This is a genomic window from Phocaeicola sp. HCN-6420 (genome assembly GCF_037890145.1).
Classification (GTDB): domain Bacteria; phylum Bacteroidota; class Bacteroidia; order Bacteroidales; family Bacteroidaceae; genus Phocaeicola.
Window position 1 is genome coordinate 34,968 of record NZ_JBBKBJ010000005.1, and the last position, 25,452, is coordinate 60,419.

16 protein-coding genes are annotated in these 25,452 nt (G+C 44.2%); 12 read left to right on the forward strand and 4 right to left on the reverse strand.

Features of this window, described 5'->3' with window-relative positions; all coding sequences use genetic code 11:
- Positions 1–179 precede the first annotated feature (179 nt).
- The gene (locus tag WKT12_RS04695; RefSeq protein WP_340318942.1) at positions 180–860 is read right to left on the reverse strand and encodes a type II toxin-antitoxin system HicA family toxin; all 681 of its coding nucleotides are present in this window, start codon (positions 858–860) and stop codon (positions 180–182) included.
- A 386-nt stretch (positions 861–1,246) separates the two neighbouring features.
- Between WKT12_RS04695 and WKT12_RS04700 the strand changes: the two genes are divergently transcribed.
- The 6 genes from WKT12_RS04700 to WKT12_RS04725 all read left to right on the forward strand — a co-directional run bounded on the left by WKT12_RS04700 (position 1,247) and on the right by WKT12_RS04725 (position 8,844).
- A complete protein-coding gene (locus WKT12_RS04700; RefSeq protein WP_340318943.1) occupies positions 1,247–2,614 on the forward strand; it encodes a metallophosphoesterase N-terminal domain-containing protein in 1,368 nt (455 codons plus the stop codon).
- 169 nt (positions 2,615–2,783) lie between these two features.
- Positions 2,784–3,395 (forward strand): hypothetical protein, encoded by a 612-nt coding sequence (locus WKT12_RS04705; protein WP_340318944.1) that lies wholly within the window; start codon positions 2,784–2,786, stop codon positions 3,393–3,395.
- Positions 3,396–3,410: 15 nt separating this feature from the next.
- Positions 3,411–5,543, forward strand: a complete 2,133-nt coding sequence (locus WKT12_RS04710; protein WP_340318945.1) for a RagB/SusD family nutrient uptake outer membrane protein — start codon at positions 3,411–3,413, stop codon at positions 5,541–5,543.
- Between the two features lie 477 nt (positions 5,544–6,020).
- Entirely contained in the window at positions 6,021–6,215 is a 195-nt protein-coding gene (locus tag WKT12_RS04715; RefSeq protein WP_340318946.1) for a hypothetical protein, read from the forward strand.
- 5 nt (positions 6,216–6,220) lie between these two features.
- Entirely contained in the window at positions 6,221–7,393 is a 1,173-nt protein-coding gene (locus tag WKT12_RS04720) for an SH3 domain-containing protein (protein WP_340318947.1), read from the forward strand.
- A gap of 14 nt (positions 7,394–7,407) precedes the next feature.
- Positions 7,408–8,844 (forward strand): BatD family protein, encoded by a 1,437-nt coding sequence (locus tag WKT12_RS04725; protein ID WP_340318948.1) that lies wholly within the window; start codon positions 7,408–7,410, stop codon positions 8,842–8,844.
- A gap of 423 nt (positions 8,845–9,267) precedes the next feature.
- On the opposite strand, the gene WKT12_RS04730 is transcribed toward WKT12_RS04725, so the two are convergent.
- The 3 genes from WKT12_RS04730 to WKT12_RS04740 all read right to left on the reverse strand — a co-directional run bounded on the left by WKT12_RS04730 (position 9,268) and on the right by WKT12_RS04740 (position 13,591).
- Positions 9,268–11,928: a TonB-dependent receptor gene (locus WKT12_RS04730; protein WP_340318949.1), complete on the reverse strand. Its 2,661-nt coding sequence runs from the start codon at positions 11,926–11,928 to the stop codon at positions 9,268–9,270.
- A gap of 73 nt (positions 11,929–12,001) precedes the next feature.
- Positions 12,002–13,015 carry a FecR family protein gene (locus WKT12_RS04735; RefSeq protein ID WP_340318950.1) on the reverse strand — a complete coding sequence of 338 codons (1,014 nt, stop codon included), beginning with the start codon at positions 13,013–13,015 and terminating at the stop codon, positions 12,002–12,004.
- A gap of 57 nt (positions 13,016–13,072) precedes the next feature.
- Positions 13,073–13,591 carry an RNA polymerase sigma-70 factor gene (locus WKT12_RS04740; RefSeq protein ID WP_340318951.1) on the reverse strand — a complete coding sequence of 173 codons (519 nt, stop codon included), beginning with the start codon at positions 13,589–13,591 and terminating at the stop codon, positions 13,073–13,075.
- A gap of 811 nt (positions 13,592–14,402) precedes the next feature.
- On the opposite strand from WKT12_RS04740, the gene WKT12_RS04745 reads away from it, so the two are divergent.
- From WKT12_RS04745 to WKT12_RS04770, 6 genes are all read left to right on the forward strand, one after another.
- The gene (locus WKT12_RS04745) at positions 14,403–15,581 is read left to right on the forward strand and encodes a thioredoxin family protein (protein ID WP_340318952.1); all 1,179 of its coding nucleotides are present in this window, start codon (positions 14,403–14,405) and stop codon (positions 15,579–15,581) included.
- A gap of 12 nt (positions 15,582–15,593) precedes the next feature.
- On the forward strand, positions 15,594–18,836 hold the full coding sequence (locus WKT12_RS04750; RefSeq protein WP_340318953.1) for a SusC/RagA family TonB-linked outer membrane protein: 3,243 nt from the start codon (positions 15,594–15,596) through the stop codon (positions 18,834–18,836).
- Between the two features lie 9 nt (positions 18,837–18,845).
- Positions 18,846–20,375, forward strand: coding sequence for a RagB/SusD family nutrient uptake outer membrane protein (locus WKT12_RS04755; protein ID WP_340318954.1), 1,530 nt, complete (start codon positions 18,846–18,848; stop codon positions 20,373–20,375).
- A gap of 361 nt (positions 20,376–20,736) precedes the next feature.
- Positions 20,737–23,868 (forward strand): carboxypeptidase regulatory-like domain-containing protein, encoded by a 3,132-nt coding sequence (locus WKT12_RS04760; protein WP_445323122.1) that lies wholly within the window; start codon positions 20,737–20,739, stop codon positions 23,866–23,868.
- A 30-nt stretch (positions 23,869–23,898) separates the two neighbouring features.
- A complete protein-coding gene (locus WKT12_RS04765) occupies positions 23,899–24,663 on the forward strand; it encodes a glycerophosphodiester phosphodiesterase (protein WP_340318956.1) in 765 nt (254 codons plus the stop codon).
- A 118-nt stretch (positions 24,664–24,781) separates the two neighbouring features.
- Positions 24,782–25,432, forward strand: a complete 651-nt coding sequence (locus WKT12_RS04770) for a hypothetical protein (protein ID WP_021971109.1) — start codon at positions 24,782–24,784, stop codon at positions 25,430–25,432.
- Positions 25,433–25,452 lie beyond the last annotated feature (20 nt).

The following is a 25,452-nucleotide window of genomic DNA, read 5'->3' on the forward strand; positions in this document are numbered from 1 at the left end:
ATGCTTATTGTTTTTAGATGTATAGTGAGCATTAGTATCGCAGATTTTTTTGAAGTCGGAGATGGAGATGATTGTGCTGAGAGATAGAATGTGAGTGCGTTACTGTTACGTGGGAGGCTTTGATCGTATAGAATAAAAAATCCCGCAAAAGAGCGGGATTCTCTGTTTTATTCTTAGGTTTATACGAATTTAATTTCGCCAATCTCGTTTGCAAACGCATGCAGAGATTTTTCAATTTTTTCGACGGTTGTTTTTGAAGGTTTCCTTCTGCCTGTGACGTAGTGACTTAACTGCCCCTGATTGACGCCTGTAATGCGTGCCAGACCTGCCAGTGAGAAGGCGTAGGCATAATAATTAAGAAAAGATGCTACATCATAAATAAAATAGAACTCTACGGCAGGAAACTTTTTTCCGTTCATTTCATACACTTTCTTCATTTCGTCAACGGCTTCCAGAAAATCGCTTTTTGTTTCTTCAACGCTTTTTCCTTCTCCGATGCAACCGAATTCGCAGTTGTTGTCAGCAATGAAGGCTGAATAGGTGCCGTCAACTCCTCGTTCAATAACGACGTTGATTTTTTTGTTTGCCATAATAATGTCTTTTGTCTTGATAATTAATTTATCAAGTATAATAATATAGAAAATAAAAATATATGGTGTACTTTTCAATGTACCTGGTTTTACCTCTTCTGATTTATGGTGGCTTGTCTGAAAATATTTTCCTGTTTTCGGACTGTACCATGTGGGATGCCTTCCACTGTCGTCCATTAGTTTACAACCAGATTTCTTTAGCAGCCTTTCGAGCTCGTTGTATTTCATTCCAGCCTCCTTTCTTTTTAAAGAGTTATAAATATATAACACACGATGTGTTACAATGCAAAGATACGAATATTAATATCATTTGCAAACTTTTTGATATTAATTTTAATATCATTTTCCCCGTCACGGAGGGGCGCTGTAAGATAAAGAAACCATTATATAATAAATGACACGGGGTGTGAACCTCACGTTTGCGGTATCGCGGCGTGGTTCACACCCCGTTTTTTGTGTGTATGCTGCATCACAAACTTAACCGTTTTGAAACAGGAATGCCACATCGGTGTTTCGCTTTTGAAATACGCTGCTTCTAATTTTGCACAATGAAAATTAAGGTTTTTTAAGTAGTTGCAAGCTCTTGATATCCAGTCGGGTATCGGCTATAAGCAAAATAAGGACAGGTTGGGTAAATTTCACAATTAAAAGATAAAATGAGAAAATTTGCAGCGTATTTAGTTTGGTTTGTGCTGGGTGCTGCTCTGCCGTTGACGGCATGCAGCAAGGATGAGGCGGCAGCGGCTGTAGCAGACAGTTTCAATGTCAAGTTTGAATGCCCGTCGCTGATTGAAGTGAGCAAAGGAGGTGAATACACCTTTCAGGTGGAAGACGGAGAGGCGCCGCAGGTGTCGGATGTGCTGGTGCTGGAGTCGACAGACGGCGTGTTGTACACCTGTACATTGGTGAGTGTTTCGGATAACAGTTTTACCGTGGAGCTTTCGGAGGAATGTGAGAGCGGTACATACCGGGTGTTCATCAAGCGTGGTGACCGGAAAAAACAGATTGGTACTACTTATATTAATGTATTAGAGGGCACGGACGTGAAGCCGGATGCCGGAACGACGGTGTACGGGGTGGTTTCGACTGCCGACGGACCGGTGCCGGGGGTAGTGGTTTCGGACGGCGTAGAGGTGACCGTGACCGACGAGCAGGGTATCTACCAGCTCCAGTCGGACAAGGAGTGGGGATATGTGTTCATCTCTGTTCCTGCGGGTTACGAGGTGCCTGCCGATGGGGTGCTCCCTCAGTTCTACAAGATGATGAAGGGCGACGCTGCTACTGCCGAGCGGGTGGACTTCTCGCTGACGGCGGTGGACGGACAGGATGACTATAAGGTGCTGGTGCTGGGCGATATGCATCTGGCAAACCGTACGGGCGACCTGGGACAGTTCATGGACTTTACCAGCGACCTGAATGCTTACCGTGCGCTGCACCAGCAGGAAAAGATGTATGCCATCGCGCTGGGCGACATGACCTGGGACCTGTACTGGTATTCCAACAGTTACGCGCTGCCCGAGTACCTGAATACCATCAACTCGCAGGTGAAGGGGCTTCAGATTTTCCATACCATCGGAAATCATGACTACGACTATAAGGCGACGAACGACCGGGATGCGGAGAGCCGTTTCATGGATTACATCGCGCCTACTTATTATTCGTTCAACTTGGGTAAGGTGCACTACGTGGTGCTGGATGACATCGATTGCAGCAATTACGACGGTACGACTTCGCGCGACTACGAGAAGCGGGTGTCGGCTGAGCAGTTGAGCTGGCTGGCAAAGGACTTGTCGCACGTGGACAAGTCGGTGCCGCTGGTGGTGGTGATGCACGCGCAGTTGTTCTATCCTTCGCAGACGGACGGCTTCAAGGTGGATCACGACGTGCTGAACACGACGCAGTTGCTGAACGTGCTGGACGGCTACAAGGTGCATTTCATTACCGGACATACGCACATGAACTATAACGGGACAACCGGTCGGTCTGATTCAGGGATACAAGTCTGTTGGATTCTATACAGTTGACGACTTCAATTACGATGCAACTACAGGAGTTTACACACTGAAAGAAGGTATACCTGATATCCAAGGTATTGCAAATTATCCTTCTGGAATATCTGGCTTTAAGCGTCCTGCTGGTCAAAATGCATTTCCGGGAGCAGCGAAGTTTGAGAATGTAAATGGTGATGATGTTGTGAATGAGGATGATGTGACCATTATTGGTAAGACTATGCCGAAACATACCGGTGGATTTACATTCAATGGTAATTATAAGAGTTTCGATTTTACATTGGGATTTACTTATCAGATTGGTGGAGATGTATATAATGCTACTGCAATGAGCTCTATGAATGGAGGTAAGGACTATAAATTTGGCGGAAATCGTTTGAAATTAATAGAAGATACTTATAAGCTTTATGATATCAATGAAAGTGGAGATATTTATCTGGTAACAGATCCGAACCATTTGAATGAAATGAATATGAATGCTAAATATCCGGTTTTCTATTCTGAATATAGCATCGTTTCCTCCGATTTTATTGAAGATGCTTCTTATTTACGTTTGCAGAACTTGACTATTGGTTATACTTTCCCGAAAAAATGGATGGAAAAACTATTGATTAATAATTTACGTATTTACTTTACTGGTAGTAATTTGTTCTGTCTGACAGGGTATTCTGGTATCGATCCTGATGTCAATGTAGATAATGATGCCGGTGGTGATGGATTCCCAACACCGAGTTACGATTTTAATGCTTATCCTAAGGCAAGAACTTATACATTTGGTTTGAATCTGACATTCTAATAGGAGATAACGATTATGAAAAAACATATTTACATATTATCATTGATTGTAGCTGGTGTTTTGCCGCTAACTTCTTGTAGTGACTTTTTAGAAACTAGTTCTCCTTCTGTAGTAGATAGTGATCTGGTATTTTCTAATATTGAGACTGCTCGTGCTGCTATGGACGGAGCTTATGAAAACTGGCGTACTTGTGCAAATACGCAAGTTTTTGGTGCTGGACTGTTTTATGGTGCTGATATGACGGGATCTGATATAGAGCGACATCCAGAACCGTTTACAAATCAGACTGGACGTCATTATCCTGAAACGTTGTATCAGAATGGTACTTATGCCGGAAGTTATGGTCTGCTTTCTTATTTAACAGAGGAGGGCGCCTATACACAATTGTATAGTGTCATTAGTCGTGCGAATGCAATAATTAATGCAATGGAAGGTGAGGTGGCTGTTGATATTGAAGCTGGAAATGTTACAGATATGACCCAACTTTATGGAGAAGCTGTTGCTTTGCGTGCTACCGGATATCGCGAATTGCTTCGTAACTTTGGTGATGTACCTTATCAGGTTCAGAGTGGAATTCCGGCAAATGGACTTAGTCCTCGTGATTTTATCTATGATAAGTGTTTGGACGATTTGATTCGGGTAGAACCTGTTATGTATCGACTGGGAGAGAATACTACAGTCCAAAAGAACTTCTTCTCACGTAATTATGTACAGGGTCTGATTGGTCGTATGGCTTTAGAAGCAGGAGGCTATCATACACGTCGTTTGGATTTGGGCACAGATTTTTATACAGATGGTGAAGGTAATCAATTAACTTTTGAAACATTAGGTACTGATAATAACAATGCTCAATATGGACGTCGTACAGATTGGAAAGACTATTATGAACTGGCTCAGACCTATTTCAAAAAATGTATTGATAATCCGGGCACGGCAACTTTCCATGAAACAGATCCCCGTGGAGAAGGAAAGAATGGTCAAATGTATGAGAATCCTTATCAGTATTTCTTCCAACAGATGAATAATCTGGAGTTTGCAGATGAGTCGATTTATGAATATGCTATGACTCAAGGTATTGGTAACTCTGAACGTCCATATGCGTTAGGTCGTGTTTCCAGTGGTGGAAGTTCGAAGGCTTACCCTTGTAAATCTTACGGTCAGGGTCGAATCAATCCAGCATTTTATTATGGAATATTCAATCCGAATGATAAGCGACGTGATGTCAGTGCTTGTGTAACTGGAAGTGATGGTAAGGGAAATGAGAAGCTTATTCCATTAGTACCTAACTCAAAGGCAGACGGTGGTGGTATTACTGTTAATAAATGGGATGAAAACCGTATGGCCAGTCCGTATACTGCTGGACAGCGCAAATCAGGTATCAATGGTCCATATATGCGTTTGTCTGAAGTTTATTTAGGTTATGCTGAAGCATGTGCTGCTTTGGGTGAGGATACCGAAGCTCGTACTTATCTGGATAAGATTCGTAACCGTGCTTTCTCTGATGGTCATGCAAATACGGATGCCTTTATAGCCGAATGCGGAAGCTTGTTGAAAGCAGTTATTCAGGAACGTGGATTTGAATATGCCGGTGAGGGAGACCGCCGTTGGACTCTGATTCGTACAGGTATGCTCCCTGAAGCAATCCGTAACATTAAGGAAATGACGAAGGCTATGATGGATGGATTGAGGTCAAATGGTTATTATCAATTTGCTAATGGAAATGTGATTTCTAATTATGTATGGACCAAGATGGTTGATGCACGTTCTGAGATTGGTTATCGTCTGACAACAGAGTGTCCGGCTGATAAAAAGGATAATCCGATAATGTATCCCGGATGGCGTGGTCAGAATGACTCATGGGAAGATTATGGATGTAGTTATGGAACTGAAACTCCAGCTACTAATGTGGCTATTAAGGGATTGTTTGAGCATATTGATCCGAATGGCAGCGAGGCACAGGCACTTGAAGCTGAAGGATATACGAGAATAGACTGGGGAAAGACTTTGGTCGATAATTATGATGAGTATTACACTTATCTGTTTTACGACTATGATTATGTCAAGGCTCCGATTTACCTGTGGCCGTTTACTCCGAATGTATTGTCGACAGGTGGATTCACAAATGGTTACGGCTTCCAACAAAAATAAAGGCATATATAATGTGAGTTTGATATAAAATCAAAGAATAGAATTTGCCCGTCATTGATGAGATATATACATCAATGGCGGGTTTCTTTTTGGAAAAAGAATAATTTTTCATATCATATTAAAGGTTCCTATCTATGTTTTCATCCGGACGTGCTGAGGTTTTTGCTCAGGGAAATGTGAGTAGGAGTTTTTTCGAATAACTGTTTGCACATGATACTGAAAAATGATATCTCTTTATATAAAAATCGAAAAATAGTAGTAGAGTTGATTGTTTTCAAAAAGATTTTATGTAAATGATAAATATATTTTACTATATTTGTAATGAATTTTCTTGTTTGCCCTCAAAGGAGCGATGTGCTTGTCTTGTGAAAACAAAAATAGGAGTCTCTTAGATTAACGCAAGAATATAGCATTGCAGTTTCACGCCTCATGTTTTTATTAAAGGCTGGAAAGAAACTGGAAAGCCATTTTTTTACTATGGAAACACTTTTCGTATTGCCTCTGTCGGCATCCGAATGGATGTCCGAGCATCCTGTTGCTATGCTGATATTTGCTGTCATCTGGCTTGTTCTGTTCATTTTGCTTATCAGATGGATTCTCAAAATCGGATTTATGGCCTTACTTTTTGTTATTACTTTTTTCCTTCCTTTTGATTTCTCTTACGAAGACTAAATTGTATGAAAAGATTATTTTTTATTCTGATAGCCTTATTGGTATCCTTGCCTTTCTGGGGATATCCCTATAAAGTGAATGTAACTTCTACTTTAAACTTGAGAAGTGAACCCTCGACAACGTCGGCTATACTTTTGAAACTGAATAATGGAGATATAGTAGAATGTCCGGTCGATTTAGGTATAACCACAGAAAATTCAGACTGGGTACGTGTTGACTATAAGGGTACCAGTGGATATTTGCAAGCCAAGTATCTGACGGCAGTAGAAACTCCAACGTCGGAACAAGCTTCTGCTGCTCAGGCAAAGCAGTGGTACAAACTTCTGGACTGGGAAGGAGATGGATACCGTTGGATGGTTTATCTGATTTGCGGACTGGCCTTGCTTATGTGGTTTGAATGTAAATTCATACGTCATCTTACTCTTCGTATTCGGACTGCAAATGGCAGAGGAGATACCCGATGGGCTTGGATAAACGGAATCTTGCTGGCAGTTACTTCAGGTACAATCCTTTTCTATGTCATGCAGATGGGAAGTAATTCCTTATGGTTCTTTATGCCTTCCATTGTACACTCGTGGTGGTTCGTCATCTTGAACTTTATTTTTTTCATCTATGTACTTATCAACCTGCTTGTGTTCTTCCTTATGACCATGAAGGATATTGCCGATACAGCGCACACTTCTGTCAGTCTGAAGTTTGGGTTGTATACTTGGCTGGCAGGAATTATCGCATTGGTTATTTGTGGAATTGGAGGCTACGACCCTACCTATGTTTATCTGATTATAGGCGTTTGTCAGGTAATACAGGTTTGCATCATCTTGATTCAGTTGATTGCCAAGAAACGAATCCTTGCAGCACTGGCAGCCAGTTTACTGTATATACTGGGCTCTGTTTCCATTGTCATTTTAGCATCTTGTCTGGTGTTTGTACTCATTATATTAGTGATTATCGCTATCGTATTGGCTATTGCATTGAAAATCAACATGGCACCTGGAGGTGTATTGTCCGATAAAGACGGATACCCCAATCCGCATGGCACGCTGACTGCGGATGGTGACTATACCATTATCAATCCGGAAGGTATCACTACAAGACTGACGTACAACAATGGGGATATTTATGATGGAAACGATGGACATATTTACAAAAAAACAGGAGAATCATTCCAGCGAATTTAAAATCAGATGATAAAATGAAAACACTTCTATATTTTAAGCTGTTCTTTTTGATGCTGTTCCTTTTGCCAAAGGAAATGTGGGCCTACCAGCATCCCGTGTTTGTGGCCTCTGCACCAGAGTATGTGGAAATAGGTACACAGTTCCGGCTGACACTGGCTGTACTTTCGTCCGAAAAGTTTCAGGACAATGATATACAGTATTTTCGGGAACCTCCGTTGAAGGACTTTGAGGTTTTGATGGGGCCGATACGAAGTCGCATCACTACCGGAAAGCAAGCAGGTGGAGTGGCTTCGCCAACCTATCAGTTCTCTTATACTTACATACTGAAGGCATTTGAAACCGGAACGTTTGTGATCCCTTCTACCAGTCTTACCGTAAAGGGACAGTTATTGCGTACGCAACAGCTTACTATCCATGTAGTGCCTGTGGGGAAACTGCCTTCTTCCTCCAACGGCAGTGTGGAGTCGAAGCCGGAAGCATTTATAACGATGAATGTATCCAATCGTTCTCCCCGCGTAAATAGTCCTGTGGTGTTGGAGTGTAAACTGTATACTACCGCACAAGTGGATAGTCTGGCAAATCTTCAACAACAGATCTTACTCAAAGATTTCAAGGTGAAACCGGTAAGCCTTCGGGGAAGCCAATGGAAATTGGAAACCCGGAACGGGAAAGAATACCAGACAATCGTATTTAGACAACTGTTGCTTTATCCGCTGCATGCAGGTAAACTTCGTATCGGAGATATTAGTGTGGATGCTTACCTAAGACAGACGGACGAATCGAAGGTAAAAGATCCGATGGAGGAATTTTTCAGAGGCAACAGGAATACAGGCAAAGGGGTAAGGCAACGTTTGAGCTGTCCGGCAATTACTTTGAACGTTTCTGGTGCATCTTCTGCTTTCACAGCCGTTCAGGGACATGGATTGTATGGAAATGTCCGCACGGTGACCACTGGCAAAGTAACGCTTACCTTCGACAAAAATGGCAATATGGTGTCTGATGGAGCAAACCGGTATATTTATCGGGGAGCAGACCGCTATATGATAGATAATGTGATAGGTCCTTTTCGGATTACGTGCGAGGGTAACTTGCGCAAGGAAGTGGATGAAAAGGGTATTGAGGGTACCATTGAATATGAATTTGATAGTCGCGGACGGGTTGTCCGGTATAAGTATTTTGATGGGATGATGCCGGTGGAACGTACGTATACGTATGAAGGAACCGGTAAATACCCTTCTACAATGAAATCTTCTGCCAGTTATGAAGATGGCATCGATGTTGAGATATGCCGCTACACCTATCTTGCAACGGACAGTCAAGGTAACTGGACTAAGCGTAGGGTAAAGCGTACGTGGGAGGTTACTACGTACTACCCTGAAAATGGAGCGGATAGAGTTTCTACCAAGACGGAACCGGAATTTACAGAAACACGTACCATTTCTTATTTTTAGTAGATTAGGCACATATCGGGCACGTAGGGCAGTCGGTTGTGTAAAGTCGAAAATCTTGTCAGAAGGAAAGTAAGGAACTGCCGGAGGATGGATTATCCCCTCGGATAGCAATAAAAAAGTAGTCGGATTCTTTGCCGTCGGGAGCAGAGAAACCGGCTACTTTTTATTTGAGTAACTCACCAGCCTTGTACATTACCATTGTGACAAACTTGTTTGGGTGTTACTTTTTAAACGGTTTCAGTAGTTTCACCAGCTTTGAACATTACTACCGTGTCAATTAGCTGTTGTATCACTCCTCAAATTGTTCCAGCAGCTCCTTGCACCTTTGCACATGCTTTTTATACTGAAACAGCACGATGATGATGCCGAGAACGATGAAGACAATCCCCGACACGGTGATGGCTCGGATGGCGTACAGGCAGTTTATAGTCTGTCTATCTCCTTGAAGTCCTGTTGATGTGAACTGCTCTTTTCTTTACCGAAGCGGTAGGAAATGTTGAACTTAATCTGTCTGGACTCACCCTTTCCCCAGTTCCAGAGCTGAAATCCTTCGAAAGAGCTGTAGTTATCCCAGTTATTCGTCCAGAACAAGTCAGTCAATGCCAGGTTTACAGTCAGACGCTTATTCAGGAAAGACTTGCCGAGCGCCAAGTCTACGTAACCGCTGGGGTTCATCTTCTCGTTTGAAGCTCCCGGTCTTTTGGTGGCATACGATCCGTTTACCTCCAACTGGAGTTTCCAGGGAAGCCGGAATGTATTCATCAGGGTAAAAATACCGGCAAAAGCATCTTTGGGGAACTTCCGGTAACTGTCGAAAGCAATATCTTTATTTACATAATATCCAGTCAGATTCAGGTTTATGTCCCACCATGTAACCGGTTGGATTCCCTGATTGATCGTCAGGGATACCTGCTGTTGCTTGCCGATGTTTCTGGGCGTCATAATAACCTTGTTGGTAGACAAGGTATCTGTAATCTGTGCTTTATAATCCTTCATATACGTATATGCCACGGCTACCGACGTATGCCTGTTGCTGTATGTCGCCGTTACCCGATGCGTCTTTTGCGGAGTAAGAAAAGGATTCCCTTTCCAGTACGATAACTCGTCAAGCAAGTACTCAAACGGATTCAAGTCCTGATAAGCAGGGCGGTCTATCCGGCTGCCGTAGCTGAAGGACAGTGCCTGTTCGTCCGTCAGTTGATAATTCAGGCTGACGGAAGGAAATACGTTGAGATAACTGCGCTTGTTGTCTTTGTCGTTCGAGCCGTCTATGGTAAACAATCTTCCGTCAGACCATGTCTGCTCTCCTCTCAGACCGATTTCCAGATTCAGTTTGTTGTTTATGGGGTACGCATAAAGCAGGTATGCTGCCAGAATTTGTTCTTTGTAGATAAAGTCGTTAGACTGTGTGGCGTCTGTTATCTCCTTGTTGTCTATGATTTCGGAAAAATTGTACCCGTTGTCTGCATGTACGCTGGAAAACTTGATACCCGACTTCAGCTCTCCCTTGCCGACCTTGTGCTGCTGATGGTATGCCAGTGCATAGATATGGATGTTTCTGCTGTTTACCGATTTATACAGATGGTCGTTTATGATTGTTCCGTCGGGCGACCGATACGTGTTGGGCTGCAAGTTGCCGGAACCGCCATCGAACCATGCATAGTTTGCATCGACTGTATATTTCACGCCCTCTTTCGGCGTTGCCATATAATAGATGTTTGCTCCGTATCGGTTCCCTTTCTGCATATAATAGTCGTTTCGGGCGTACAGAATCTGCTCGAGCTGATGGTCTTCCTGATTCCGGATTTCGGTAGTGGTGATGGTTTGTCCAGGTCCGTAAAGAGCATTAGCGGTAAGTTGTCCGCCCAGAAGATGCCGGTCGTTGAACTTATATTCAACGTCCAGATTTCCGGCTATGGTTTTCCGCTTGTCGGTATCACGTGTAGGGCTGTAATACTCCTTTCCCGACTGGATGCGGTGCATGCCGTAATCGAGGTTGTAATATCCAAACTGGTGATGATAATTGCCTATCAGACTGAACTTGTTGTGTGTATAGCTGAATGCCAGTTCGGTATTCTGCCGGATATTATCCCAGTAAGATATACCGTTGTTCATGGAAAATGAATAACCTTCGGTACGTTGTCGCCGTGTGTTGATGTTGATTACTCCTCCGGAGCCTTCTGCATCGTATTGTGCCGATGGATTGTTGATGATTTCGACGGAAGTAACAGTTTCGGATGACATGGATTTCAGTAGAGATACAAGTTCCTCCTGTTTCATGTAAGTAGGCTTTCCGTTAAAGATAATCAGTACGCCGTTTCTGCCTCCTATGCTGATGTTATCGTTGCCGTCTACCAGTATGCCGGGTGTTTTTTTCAGGATGTCCAGTGCGGAACTTCCTGCCAGCAAAGCACTGTTTCTGGGAAAAAATATGGTGTTTCCGTTGACCACACGTACAGACGGAGTCTGCTTTTCGCCAACGACGAGCACATTGTCCAACTGGATGCTTGATGACTGTAGTCTGACGTGAAAGGTGGTATCTCTTTGTACCTGAAAGGCAGTGCTTAAAAAAGAAGTATATCCCAGACAACTGACGTATAGCTGTACATACCCTTTCGCCTTGATACGGAACTCCCCTTTGCCGGAGGTGATGCCCTGATTGACGGGAATACCGGTCCGGGCGTTCATCACACTGACGACGGCAGCATCGACAGGCTGATTCAGCGAGTCGGTTACCAGTCCGGACAGTATGTAGTCTGTTTCTTGCTTTTCGGGAATGGCAGCGGATTTCTGAATGACATATGTGTTCTCACGCACCTTTTTGCAGATGAGCGGCTTTTCTGCCAGTATTGCATGTATGATCCGTTCGAACGGCTGATCCTCTGCATGGCAAGTAACATGATAAGGTTCTATATCCTTGTAATCGAACAGAATATGAGTGCCGCTTTTGTCTTCAAGGTCCTTCAGTGCTTCTGCCAGAGAAACATTGTGTAATTCTACGTCGATAGCCTTCGTGGTCTGTGCAGTCAGGGCAGAGCTGCACCATAAGATGAAGCAGAATGATTGTGCTAATCTTAGTTTCATAAAATCGTCCTTTTTAAATTAGTATTTGCTATCAATACGAATTACACCGGAAAGCGGGTACCACGATTTTGAATTATTTTTCAACAAAGATGGTTTTATCTTTAAGAACGACGGGATTCTTGCTGACGTAGTTCAGCAGTTCTACAATGGAAGCAAGCGATTCTTTTCTGAAAGCCTTGAAGTGCAGGCGGCTGTTCATACACTCCTTATCCTTGAATATTACATTCACGTTGTACCAGCGTCCCAGTTCGCATAATATTTCTACCAGTGTCTGATTGTCGAAATAAAAACTGCCTTCACTCCACGAAGTGATATCGTCGGTATGGGTTGTACGGACCGCACGCAGTTCCTGTCTGCCGGTCAGAATAGCCTGTTCGCCGGGACGGATGAGCAGACTGTCTGTCTTCTGCAAAGAAACGACCTTCAGGGAACCGGAAAGCAAGGTTATCTTCATCTTTTCAGTAGCATAGTTTCTTACATTGAAAACGGTTCCTAAAACCTGAGTACTTAATTTGTCGGACCGGACAATGAACGGATGGAGAGAATCTTTGGCTACATTAAACAATCCTTCTCCTTGCAGGGTAACCTCGCGTACCTCTTTGCCGAAACGGGAAACTTCGTAGGAAAGCCTGCTTTCTGCGTTGAGTGTTACACATGTGCCGTCGGGCAGCTTTACGTGCTTCTGCATACCTCGTGGCACATCAATTGTTGTTACTCCGTTTACCGTTTCCTGTCTTACAGTCTGCACAGTCTGTATGGCTTCGAAGACCTGCAATCCTTTATCGTCTGCTGTCGGAGTATTCAGAATGAAAAACAAAGCGATGCAGGCTGCTGCCGCTATACTGATGACCCATGGAAGAACCCGGGCTTTTTTATGACGGTGTTCGAAGGCATTCCATTCCTTGTCGACGTCGGGCAGGGGAGTCTGTTGTCTTGCCAGAGCTTCTTTTGCATATAATATGGCACGTGCATTTTGCAGACACTCTTTGTCGGAGAACAAATCGCCGAGTTCTTCTTGGGTAAAGGCTGACGGATTCTCCAGTGCTTCTAAGACACGAGCTAATTTATCGTCGGAATCTTGTTTCATGATGCGGAACTTTATTGTTTATACGTTATGTCTTGCGGTCAGGGTACCTGTACGGGGTTACTTTATGTCAAATTTTTCTCTTATCAGCCGTAAGACTTTCATGATGTGTTTCTTTACGCCACTGCTGCTGATGTGATACTCCTGAGCAACTTCGGCATATTTTTTATGCTGAAAGTAGCATCGGGTAAAAATACCCTTGGTGGGTTCTCCTAACTCTGCGATGATTTGTTCAATCCGTGTCATCCGCTCTTCGTACCAATCGGAGTCATCTATATCTTCTTCTGCGATAAGCTTGTAAAGCTCTGCGTACTGCTGCTCAACTTTCTGGTGCCGTAAATGGTCGAGGCAGCGGTTGCGGACAAGTGTATAAAGATAGGAAGACAAGGTATCGGCTTTCAGTTCGTCGCGTTGTAACCAGATTTTTTCGAAGACATCGTTTACTATGTCTTTCGAAGTTTCCTCGTCTGCAATAAACTGAAAACTATAATAGTACAAACGAGAGTAATAAGTCTTGTAAATGGCTTCGAAACTCTCTTTTGATATGTTGTTCTTATTCAGAAAGTGGAAAAATGCCATGGCGCAAAAGTAGTAAAAAACTGTACCGACAACAAATTCGTGTGGTAATTCTTTCCTGATATAAAGGTCTTTTGAAAGCTATAAGAACACTGAATGTGGAAAAGGCTTTTCTTTAACGGGTATAATTGAGAAGGAATAGCCATTGCCTTCAAGTGAATTTTGTGCAATAAATTCCATCGGATTTTTGTAAAATGATATGCATAGGCAAAATGATTTATTTATCATACAGGTTGTATGATTATGCTTAAAATATGTAAAATGTTATTTGTCTTTTTCTTTTTACTTGTTTCTTCAAAAAAAAATGTATGGTTTATTTTATCTTACATTATGTTGGCTTAATATGGTTAAATCTTATTAATTGTTGCTTGTTTTTTTTCTGTGGCGTTATTTTGAGTATTTTTTTGTATTGGCTTGCGCGTTTTTTATATAAATTTAGTTTAAAATAAAAATATCTATTTATATTTGCGGTGGCGAATAAATAATTTATGATTATCGGGTATTCGTATAAAACAGGTAATTCTAAAATAGCTTTAGCTGTAAATAAAATCAGTTCTTTGAATATTTTGTCAAAAGGTTTGTGGACAGGGGATATTTGAAGCTCATGAACAAATCATTTAGGCATATAGGCATTGCATACGATTTAGGGGGCGATAAAATCTCGCGTAGTTTTCAATAGATATATTTTGGTTTTCTTATTATGGCTTTGATTGCTTGATGATTCTTTTTGATAATATTTCAATGATTTTGCGCGTTAATAGGTTGGGTTGATATTGTAATATTTTTATAGATAAAACTTTATTGAAAAATTGTTATGAATTTAAAACAAGTATTTGTACTTCTTCTGCTGATATGTATAGGAAGTGCTCACCTTACACTAAGGGCAACTGGAATAGAATTTAATCATGGTAGTTGGTCTGAAATTGTCAATAAGGCAAAAGTTGAAAACAAACTCATCTTTATCGATTTTTATACACAGTGGTGTGGCCCCTGTCTGAATATGGCACAGAATGTTTTCACTCAGCCGGAAGTCGGTGAATTTTATAATCAGAATTTTGTCAATGCGAAAATCGATGCCGAGCATGGCGAAGGACGTGATCTTGCAAAGAAATACAAGATACGTTTCTATCCTTCGTATGTTTTTGTCGATCCTGCTACGTGCGAGGCTGTTCATTTCAGTAGCAGCCGACAGACTGCAGAGGAATTTATTGCTACCGGTCAGAGTGCCCTGACGCCTGCCCGTCGTTCTTTCTACCTGTACGATGAGTATCAGAAAGGCAACAGAGACAGACAGTTGCTGAAAGATTACATTGAGTATAACGCGACTATCTATCAGACGGATGCCGTAAAGAAAGCGTTCGACGAACTGATAGCGGGAGGTGCGAAGCTCACCGAGCCGGATATCTGGAGACTGTATTGCCGTACCATTACGGGAATGGACAACAAGTATATCAAGGAAGTATCCGAAAACTATGCACAGTATTGCAAGTTGTTTGGAAAAGATCAGGTAGATGCCAAGCTTTGCAAGGAAACGATGAATGGCGATGTGGCTACTCTTGACTCGTTGTGCGATTTTGAAGGAAAGTCATTCAACCGCACGTTCATTCTGATAGATGATGAGCTGAGAGAAAAGAAGTACGAAGAGGCTGCCGCACGGATTGATGCGATGATTGCCGACAGCACTGTCAATCAGCAGCAGGTCATCGAACGCTTGAAGTTTATAGCACGGTTGGTTCCCTATAATATCAATAAAATTCCGGAATTTTGGTTTAATAAGTGCGTTGAATACTTGCAGTATATTGCATACAATCAATACGACCGCGATGATGCTTTCATCCATCAGAGTTATGCTGCTGCACTGGAAGAAGTGTTACGCCGGCAGACTGATAAGTCGCATATTCCGGCATGCGTTCTTTCTACTCCCAAATACGGAAAGAAAACTTACTCAATGCGTTCCAATGAGTTGAAACCGAAACCGAAAATGAAGCACTAATAATATAGTAGTATGAAAACAAACAAAAGACAAACACTGAAAAACGGATTGTTTTTGGCCCTGGCTGCCTGTTGGGGAACTGTCCCGATGCAGGCGGAGGTCGAAAAGGTGATGGGCTCTGTTGCCCTGACAGAACAGCAGGCTTCTCAGTACATAAAAGGAACCGTGTTGGATGAGAACAATGAACCGGTTGTGGGGGCCAATGTTATAATAAAAGGAACGTCTAATGGTACTGTAACCGATGTAAATGGTAAATTCTCGCTCAATGTACGCGAGGGACAAACCATTGTAGTGTCGTTCATCGGTTATGTAAGTCAGGAAATTACCGTTAGTGGAAAAAAACAATATACGGTTGATCTGGAGCCGGAATCTCAGCTGATAGACGAGGTAATCGTAACCGGTTATCAGACCATCTCAAAAGAACGTGCAGCCGGATCGTTCTCTATCGTCAATCAGAAAGATATGGAGGATAAGCTCCAAACCAACATCCTCGACCGTATGGAAGGTATGGTGGCCGGTATGAAGGTCAACGGATCGACTCCCGAAATTCGTGGTATTTCTACCTTGAATGCCAATAAGACTCCGCTTTATGTAGTTGATGGTATTCCGTACGAAGGTAGTCTGGATGCTATCAATCCATCCGATATCGTCAATGTAACCGTGTTGAAGGATGCTTCTGCTGCATCTATCTATGGTGCTCAGTCTGCCAATGGTGTCATCGTCATCACTACCCGCAGCGGTGAACAGGGTAAACCGAAGGTTCGCTACAACGGTAGTATCAAGTTTGAACCGCTGCCCGACCGCGATTACATGAACCTGATGTCGAGTGCGGAACTGGTGGACTTGCAGAAGGTGTTGTTCAACTGTTATCATAACACGTACGATCCTACCAGCCCGAGCTTTACCAACGAGGTGTACGACTTGCTGTATCGTAACGAAGCCGGAGAGTTGAGCGACAGCGAACTGGAAAGTCAGTTGGATGTATACCGTAACCGCGACCGTTACGACCAGATCAAGGATGAATTTGTTCGTCGTTCCAATACCACTCATCAGCATAACCTTTCTATCTCGGGTGGTTCGGATATCTACAAATATGCTCTTTCTGCCAACTTCCAGCAGAACTTGCCGCATGCCAAGGAGCAGAAGACCAATCGTTATGGTTTCAACTTCAAGAACCAGTTCGATTTCTTCAAATGGTTGCATGTGGATCTGGGTATCTTGAACAGTACCGTATCGCAAGATTATGATAACGGTTTCTCAGGATACAGTTATCTGTACAGCGGTCCGTCGTACCGTATGATCCGCAATGAGGATGGTTCTCCGGCTCAGTGGTACATGACTGGTAAGTCGCAGCGTGAAATCGACCGTTTGAACGGACTGGGACTGTACGATGAAACATTCTATCCGGTCAACGGCGTAAATACTGCACACTATCAGGATAAACAGCAGTATTGGAACATCAACGTAGGTGCAACGTTCAAGATTATCAAAGGGTTAACTTTCGATGTCCGTTATCAGACTGAAATGACCAACAGTTATACCAAGCAGTATAACTCCATCAATCACTACAGCGTAACATCTATGATCAACAACGCTACGGTGCTCAACAGCGACGGTACTATCACACATTACATTCCTGAAGGCGGTAACTTGAGCGAGTACTGGGGCAAGGATCATTCGTATACCTTGCGTGCGCAGATCAACTTCAGCCGTGATTTCCAGAAAAAACACGCTATTCAGGTGATAGCCGGTGCAGAACGTCGTAAGGTCGTTAATCAGACTACTCAGTTGTATAAATATGGTTACGATGACAACTCACTTTCTTGGAAAGCTATCGACGAACTGGCTATGGGACAGGGTATCCGTGGTACACAGTCTACCAGCGGAAGCTTCTACTTCAGTACTTACCGTCTGGGTACCGATGGCTTTACATACGATGATAACCGTTACGTGTCGTTCTATGGAAATGCATCGTACACCTACAACAACCGTACTACCTTGACCGGAAGTATCCGTATCGACCAGTCTAACTTGTTCGGTACCGATCCTAAATATCAGTACAAGCCTCTGTGGTCTGTTGGTTTGCAGCATATTATCTTGGAAAACAAAGGTGTGCTGGATCGTCTGGCTGGACGTCTGACTTATGGTATCAATGGTAACGTAGCCAAAAATACAGGCCCGTACATGATTGTGGCTGATGACGGTACGAACTACTATACCAATGAGTATCAAGCATATGTGGTAAGTGCTCCTAACCCTACATTGCGTTGGGAAAAAACCAAGCTGGTAAATGTGGGAGTTGATTTCAACTTGTTCAGTAACCGTTTGAACGGTAGTGTAGAATTTTATAACAAGGCAACCAGCGATTTGCTGGGTAACCGACTGGTTGATTCTACTTTCGGATGGACTTCACTGATGCTGAACTATGGTGCGATGGTGAACCGAGGTGTAGAACTTTCTTTGCAGAGTGAAATTGTACGTACCCGTGATTTCAGCTTCGGCATCGACTTCATGTTCAGCTACAACAAGAACAAGCTGACACAAATCGATAACTCCGGAACTTCTGCATATAGCTACTATGGTTCTTACCAGAACCGTGAAGGTTATCCGATGAGCTCTATCTTTGCCATCCGATATGCCGGACTCGACAGCGAAGGTAACCCGACTGCTTACAAAGCCGATGGTACTGTGATTAATTCGGTAAACGATCTGGAGGCTGAAGACTTGGTTTACAAAGGAACAACCATTGCTCCTTACTCTTCATCACTTACAGCTCGTTTCGGTTACAAGAACTTCGACTTGAGCATGATGTTTGTATACTATGGTGGAAACGTAATGCGTGACGTAGCATCCAGCTACCAGTTTACTATGTATCCGGTACTGAACTATGCCAGCAATATGGACCGCGACCGTCTGAAATTTTGGCAGAAACCGGGTGATGAACTCGATCCGGACATGAATCCGGCATTCCAGTACAGAAATGGTAAAACTTGTAGTGGTTTGTGGCAGTATGCAGACAAGCATATCGAACGGGGCGATTACATCAAGTTGCGTGATATTACACTGGGTTACACATTCCCGAAACAATGGCTGCGTAGTGCATACATTCAGGGATTGCGTCTGAGCTTGCAGATCCAGAACGCCTTCTATTGGGCTGCCAATAAGAAGAACCTCGATCCGGAAGTGGCTACTCCTACATCCAGAGGACAGCATATTCCGGCTACTTACACATTGGGTGTGGCACTCGATTTTTAATGTATAACCATGAATTTAAGATATAATATGAATCTGTCTAAATATCTGTTGCTGGGACTTGGTATCTTGTCCTTGCAAAGTTGTGATGATTTTTTAGGAAACAAGCCGAAAGGATATACCATCCCCGAAAAATTCGAGGATTACTCTAAACTGTTGAACAGCAGTTACCTGATGAGTTCGTCGAATACGGTGCTCAGTTACTTGACCGATGATGTTTACCGTACTTCGGATGGAGAAATCATGAATGTTAGTTCGGGAGGAAATCCGGTTGAATATACCGAATTCAATTTTTCCGGATGCAGTGACCAGGAGCGTAACCTCTATACGTTTAAGTCGGGACAGGTGCTCACGCCGGGAAACAATGACCCTTTGTGGGATGATGCCTATGCCAATATTTATGTATACAATGCAGTAGCCAACAACATCCTGAATGTGCCCGACGGTACGAAGGAACAGCGGGAGGCAAAATATGCCGAAGCTTTGGTGGGCCGTGCATTCGAATACCTGAATCTGGTCAATATTTTTGGTAATCACTATGACCCTGCGACAGCCGCTACCGATTACGGAGTGCCTATCCTGCTGAGTGAAGAGGTAGGCGACGGAGCTTCGTACGTGCGCAATACGGTGGCAGAAGTGTATAATCAGATTATGTCTGACCTGAAGACTGCCACTCCGCTCTTGCCGGAAGTAGCTACCAACGTATATCATCCTAACCGAACCATCGGTTATGCGTTTCAGGCACGTATGTTCCTCTACATGGGCGATTATGAGAATGCGCTGACCAATGCCAACGAAGCGCTGAAATTGAATGACCAGTTGCTGGACATGAAGCCCTACACTACTACATACAGCACTTTCGGACGCATCGTACTGGAGTCTAATCCGGATGAAACCTTCCCGGAAGATGTAGATAATGTGGAGAATATCTTTATGCGTAACTTAGGAGGAGCCGGTTCTGGTTTCTACCGGGCAGTTGTAGCCAGCCAAGATCTGCTCGAAATATTCAAGAGTCATCTGGCTTCTGATGGAGAAGATATGCGTCTGCGTTTGTTTTTTGCTACCGATGAGGGAAACTTTACTATGAATCCTTCTGCTGAGCCGGAGCATTTTAAGGGATATAGTACGTATGCTCCCTATATCAACCAGAATGCCGGATTTACGACTCCAGAAATTTATTTGATTGCTGCCGAGTGTGAAGCACGTATCGGTTCTATCAGCCGTGCATTGCAGTTGCTCGACAAGTTGCGTGATGCTCGTATTAAGAATAATGTACATTATGTAGAGGCTACCGATGCTCCTAATCGTACGGAAGCATTGCGCTTGGTGATCGACGAACGTCGCCGTGAGTTTGCCATGCTGGGAGCTCCTCGTCTGATTGACTTGAAACGTCTGAACCGTGAGGACTGGTTCCGCAAGGATATTGTTCACAGTGCCAACGGTGAAACTTGGACATTGCCTGCCAACGACCCGCGCTATATTATGCCGGTTCCGCAGACTGTTCTCGACTTCAACCCGGATATGCCGCAGTATGAGCGCTGATTCTTTTGGAAAAGGCCGGTATATAGCTTTCCGTTAACACATTTCAAGCATGAATACGGTAGGTTAAAAATGCTGTGTTTTTACATAGCATTGGAATATTTTCTGTAGATATAGGTTGTGGCAGAAATTGTTGGCTGCCAGTTGGTTTTGTTAGTTACAGGCACGGCGGTTAGTCGTGCCTGTAATATTTTCTTCATACAATTCACACGCTTTCTTTACATGGCGGTTATGTGGGTGTAATACCCTGCTTTTACTTTTGTTGCGTCAATTTAAAAACACTTAACTAAAGTATATGATGACAACAAAGTTTAAGCAATTCTTATTGTTTTTGGTGCTTCTGCTGGTGTCGGCAGGGCAGTTGATGGCTCAGGATAACCGTGCCATTATTTCGGGTATTGTGACCGATGAAACCGGAATGGGGGTTATCGGAGCTGCTATTCAGGTAAAGAATGAATCTACCGGATTTAATACCGGCTCTATCACAAACGAGAAAGGTGAGTATACTATCAAGCAGTTGCCGCTGGGCGGGCCGTACAGTGTGACGGTGACTTACGTAGGCTACGGCGACCAGAAGAAAACAGGATATACACTGAATCAGGGCGACTTGCTCCGTCTGGATTTCCAGTTGAAAGAAGAAAGTGTCGTGATGGAGGCTGTGGAAGTTGTGGCAAACTCGCTGAAGAATACCATCGCTACTACGGGTGCGGCTACTTCCGTGACGGAACGCGACCTGGAGAAGTTGCCGGTGAACGGACGTAACTTTACTTCGCTGGTGGATCTTTCTCCGCTCAGCACGGGTTCCAGCCTGTCGGGACAGCTCGCATCGTCTACCAACTATACCATCGACGGCATGACGGCAAAGAACCCTACTTCGGGAGGTAGTACCACAAGCCGAAACGGTGTGCCGTATGCTATTTCTATGGAGGCTATCCGAGAGTTCAAGGTGGTAACCAATCAGTACGATGTGACCAACGGACGTGCCGGAGGTGGTACGGTGAGCACAGTAACCAAGTCGGGTACCAATACGCTGACCGGTAGTGCGTTCACCTTTGCACGTGCCAACTGGCTGTCCAGCCCGTACGATATCCGTGGAAACAAGCGCGACAACGACTTCTCGACTTATCAGTTCGGTGCTTCGCTGGGGGGTGCGCTGGTAAAAGACCGTGCCCACTTCTTCATCGCATGGGATCATCAGGCAGACTCTCGTCCGCTGTATATCGCCGATATCCAGAGTGCTGCCGACGAGAAGCGTTACAGCCTGACAACTGATGTGCGCGACCGTTTCTTGCAGATCGCACGCGACAAGTATGGAGTGGCTTCTACTCCGCAGTTCGGAGCATTCGACAAGAAACAGAGTACCGATGCAGTGTTTGCCCGTGTGGACTGGCAGATTAATGCGACCAACCTCTTGACGTTTACCGATAACTTTGTAAACGATATGAACAACCTGGGACTGGGCGACAATACGGCTATCTGTCTGTACGAAACGTATGGTAACGTACATTCGCTGAACAACAGTGCCATGGCTACCTTGCGTTCGGTAGTCGGTCCGAGGGGTACCAACGAGCTGAAGGTACAGCATCTGTATACGCTGGAAAAATCTATGCCGGGGGATGAACTTCCTGCTGCCAACATACCACGTGCCATCGTGAGCAACGTGGAATCGCAGATAGACGGCAAGACGGCTACTACCAGCATCCAGTTGGGTGGTCAGCGCTACTGCCCTGAAAACTTCTACAACCATGTGCTTCAGGCAGTCGATAACTTCTATTATAATACGAACAAAATCAACTATACGTTTGGTGTGGACATGATGTATACGCACATGAACTCACGCTACGGCAGTGAAACGAACGGACGTTTCTACTTCAACGGACTGGATGCTTTCGACAATCTGGAACCGTACCGCTACGTTCGTGAACTGTATCTTACTCCCGACGACCGTGTGAAACAGAATATCCTGAACGCAGGAGCTTATGCGCAGTTGCAGACCAAGCTCTTCCCGGGATTTGAACTGACTGCCGGCTTGCGTCTGGACAATGCTACTTATTTCAACAAGGGTGAATTTAACCAGACGGTATACGACGAACTGGGGCTGAGAACAGACAACGGACTGTCTACTTTCCAGGTTCAGCCGCGTTTGCAGTTCACGTGGGATATCAACGACAAGCATCGGGACATCATCCGTGCCGGTGCCGGTATCTTTGCTTCCGATATCAACAACTATGCCATGATCAACAACATGGTGTTCGACGGTACACGTACCGCTTCGCTGGATATTACGCTCGACAAGACGGCTGCCAACTATCAGGAGATGCTGAACCTGATTCGTCCGGACTTCCCTGCTTACCGCAAGGATCCGTCTACCGCACCGGGTGCCGAACTTTTCAACAATCCGAATGTGGAGAAACTTTCTACCATCAACATGAACGGTGCCGACTGCAAGGTGCCTGTCATCTACAAGGCTAACCTCTCGTATACGCATTTCTTCAGCGACCGTCTGAAGGTGAGCGTAGCCGGATATATGACGCTGGGACGCAACAACTACATGTACGTAGACCGCAACATGGTGGACGAGCCGTACTTCCGTATAGCTGCCGAAGGAAACCGTGGGGTATATGTGCCTGCCAGTACAATCGACGATAAAGGGGTAGCCGACTGGAAAGAGGGACGAAAGAGCGACAAGGTAGGACGTGTGCTCGAAATGATCAGCGACGGTAAGGTGAATCAGTTCGCCTTCGTCATCGACGGTACATGGCGTTACTTCAAGGACGGTGAGCTTTCGTTCAGCTATACCTGGAACGATACCAAAGACAATACTTCTTACAACGGTAACGTAGCAAACTCGGCTACACTCGCTCAGATGGTAGTGGACGATCCGCGTGACCTGAGCCAGATGAACTATTCAAGCAACCAGTTCCGTCATAAAGTGGTAGTATATGGTACTGCTCCTACTTTCTGGGGCATCAGCGTAGGTGCACGCTTCTCGGGTATCGGTGGTACACGTTACTCGCTCATCGTGGGTGGAAATGTGAACGGCGACTTTGTCGATTCGAATGATTTGGCTTATATTTACGACCCGAATGATCCGAATACACCGCAGTACCTGAAAGATGGTATCAACAGCATTCTTGCTAATCCGGATGTAGAGGAAAGTACGAAAGACTATATCCGCAAGAGCTTCGGAAAGGTTGCCGAGCGTAACGGCGGTGTGAACGGATTCTATGGTACACTCGACTTGCGTCTGGCTAAGAAATTCCAGATTTACAAAAAGCACAGTCTGGAACTCTCTGTCGATATCTTCAACGTGCTGAACATGCTGAACAAAGACTGGGGAGCAGGACATAACCTGGGAGCTCAGAAGATTTATACCATCAAGAGCTTCGATAAGGAAAAGAAGGAATACGTATACAACGTCAATGCGAATACCGGTGTTTCCAGCCTGAACGGTACTCCTTATCAGGTACAGTTGGGTTTGAGATATGCATTCTGATAAATGAACTGAAAAATATAATTGATGATTATGAAAACAAAAAATTTACTGATGGCTTGTGCCTGTGCACTCTTTGCACTGGCAGGACAGGCTCAGACACAGGTGATTGCTCACCGCGGATTCTGGAAAACTGAAGGTTCGGCACAAAACTCTATTGCAGCGTTGAACAAGGCTGCCGAGGCAAAGGTATATGGCTCTGAATTTGATGTACAGCTCACTGCCGACGGGGTAGTGGTGGTGAACCACGACGATGCGATAGACGGACTGACTATCGGCAAAACGGCATACGACAAGCTGAAAGACCTGAAACTGAAGAATGGCGAAAAGTTGCCTACGCTGGCCGACTATCTGGAGGCTGGCAAGAAGTTGCCGGATGTACAGCTGATTCTGGAAATCAAGCCTCATAAGACCAAGGCTCAGGAAGACCAGATTACAGAGTCTACCGTCAAGATGGTGAAGGAATATGGGCTGGAGAAACAGGTGGAATATATCTCGTTCAGCATGAACGTATGCGAACAGCTTGTACGCCTTACTCCGGGTTCGGAAATTGCTTACCTGAAGAGTGATATCGCTCCCAAAGAAGTAAAGGAAAAAGGACTGAACGGCATCGATTATTACTATAAGGCTTTCGAAAAACATCCGGAATGGGTGAAGGAAGCTCACGACCTGGGCATGAAGGTCAATGTCTGGACCGTAGACGATGTGAAGGTCATGAAGAAAATGATGGACCTGAATGTAGATTATATCACCACTAACCAACCTTTGGAAGCTGCTGCACTGATTTCCGGAAAATGATTCCGGAAACAGGCAAATCCGATTGTAACCGATTCTAAATAATATTATCACACAACGGAAATAGGGATGTAATATGACATCCCTATTTTTGTATCGTCAAATTAAAAGCAGAAAGACAATGAAAACGACATTTGTGAAAAGCATTATTTTAGGATTGTTTGCTATGGCTTCTATCACAGCTGTGCAGGCTGAAGAGGCTGGTAAAGAGGCTGCCGGCAAGGCGAATGCTACTTCTGTAAAGGTATTGGTGGTAGGACTTGACAATGTCAGCTCAAACTATTTTCCGGAAAGTATGATTACTGAAGAAACAGGTATTCCGGAAGACAGCATCGGCGATACATATAACCGGATTATTACCGATAATATTATTCAGACTAATAAGAGCAAGGAGTTTACGTTCATTTCTTCAGAGAATTTCTCTGACACGGAACAGTTGCTGGGTGAGGTGAAGATGAGCGGAGAGAATGAAGAAAGCTATGCTGATGTGGAACAGATTGACCATAAGAATTATAAGCAGTTGATGGATGAGGCTCATGCCGACTATGTGCTGTTCCTGAACCAGCATTACCTGAAATGGCAGGAAAAACCGCTGCGTACCTTGTTTCACTTCGTGAGCTACTCGCTGTACGACAAGAATCAGCAAGAGGTGACGAAAGGCAACAATTACTTTACTTGCATGAATCTGGAAAAAGCTGACAAGCTGAGCAAGGCAAGCCGAAAGAGTTCATCGAAGATTGCATCGACTATTATAAAAAGCATCGATAAATAGTTTTTGGACACGACATCGAG

Coding starts and splice junctions, on each gene's coding strand:
- WKT12_RS04760 (WP_445323122.1), top strand. CDS start 20,737: ATGGCTCAGGATAACCGTGCCATTATTTCGGGTATTGTGACCGATGAA.
- WKT12_RS04735 (WP_340318950.1), bottom strand. CDS start 13,015: ATGAAACAAGATTCCGACGATAAATTAGCTCGTGTCTTAGAAGCACTG.
- WKT12_RS04725 (WP_340318948.1), top strand. CDS start 7,408: ATGAAAACACTTCTATATTTTAAGCTGTTCTTTTTGATGCTGTTCCTT.
- WKT12_RS04755 (WP_340318954.1), top strand. CDS start 18,846: ATGAATTTAAGATATAATATGAATCTGTCTAAATATCTGTTGCTGGGA.
- WKT12_RS04740 (WP_340318951.1), bottom strand. CDS start 13,591: ATGGCATTTTTCCACTTTCTGAATAAGAACAACATATCAAAAGAGAGT.
- WKT12_RS04745 (WP_340318952.1), top strand. CDS start 14,403: ATGAATTTAAAACAAGTATTTGTACTTCTTCTGCTGATATGTATAGGA.
- WKT12_RS04720 (WP_340318947.1), top strand. CDS start 6,221: ATGAAAAGATTATTTTTTATTCTGATAGCCTTATTGGTATCCTTGCCT.
- WKT12_RS04765 (WP_340318956.1), top strand. CDS start 23,899: ATGAAAACAAAAAATTTACTGATGGCTTGTGCCTGTGCACTCTTTGCA.
- WKT12_RS04700 (WP_340318943.1), top strand. CDS start 1,247: ATGAGAAAATTTGCAGCGTATTTAGTTTGGTTTGTGCTGGGTGCTGCT.
- WKT12_RS04715 (WP_340318946.1), top strand. CDS start 6,021: ATGGAAACACTTTTCGTATTGCCTCTGTCGGCATCCGAATGGATGTCC.
- WKT12_RS04770 (WP_021971109.1), top strand. CDS start 24,782: ATGAAAACGACATTTGTGAAAAGCATTATTTTAGGATTGTTTGCTATG.
- WKT12_RS04730 (WP_340318949.1), bottom strand. CDS start 11,928: ATGAAACTAAGATTAGCACAATCATTCTGCTTCATCTTATGGTGCAGC.
- WKT12_RS04750 (WP_340318953.1), top strand. CDS start 15,594: ATGAAAACAAACAAAAGACAAACACTGAAAAACGGATTGTTTTTGGCC.
- WKT12_RS04710 (WP_340318945.1), top strand. CDS start 3,411: ATGAAAAAACATATTTACATATTATCATTGATTGTAGCTGGTGTTTTG.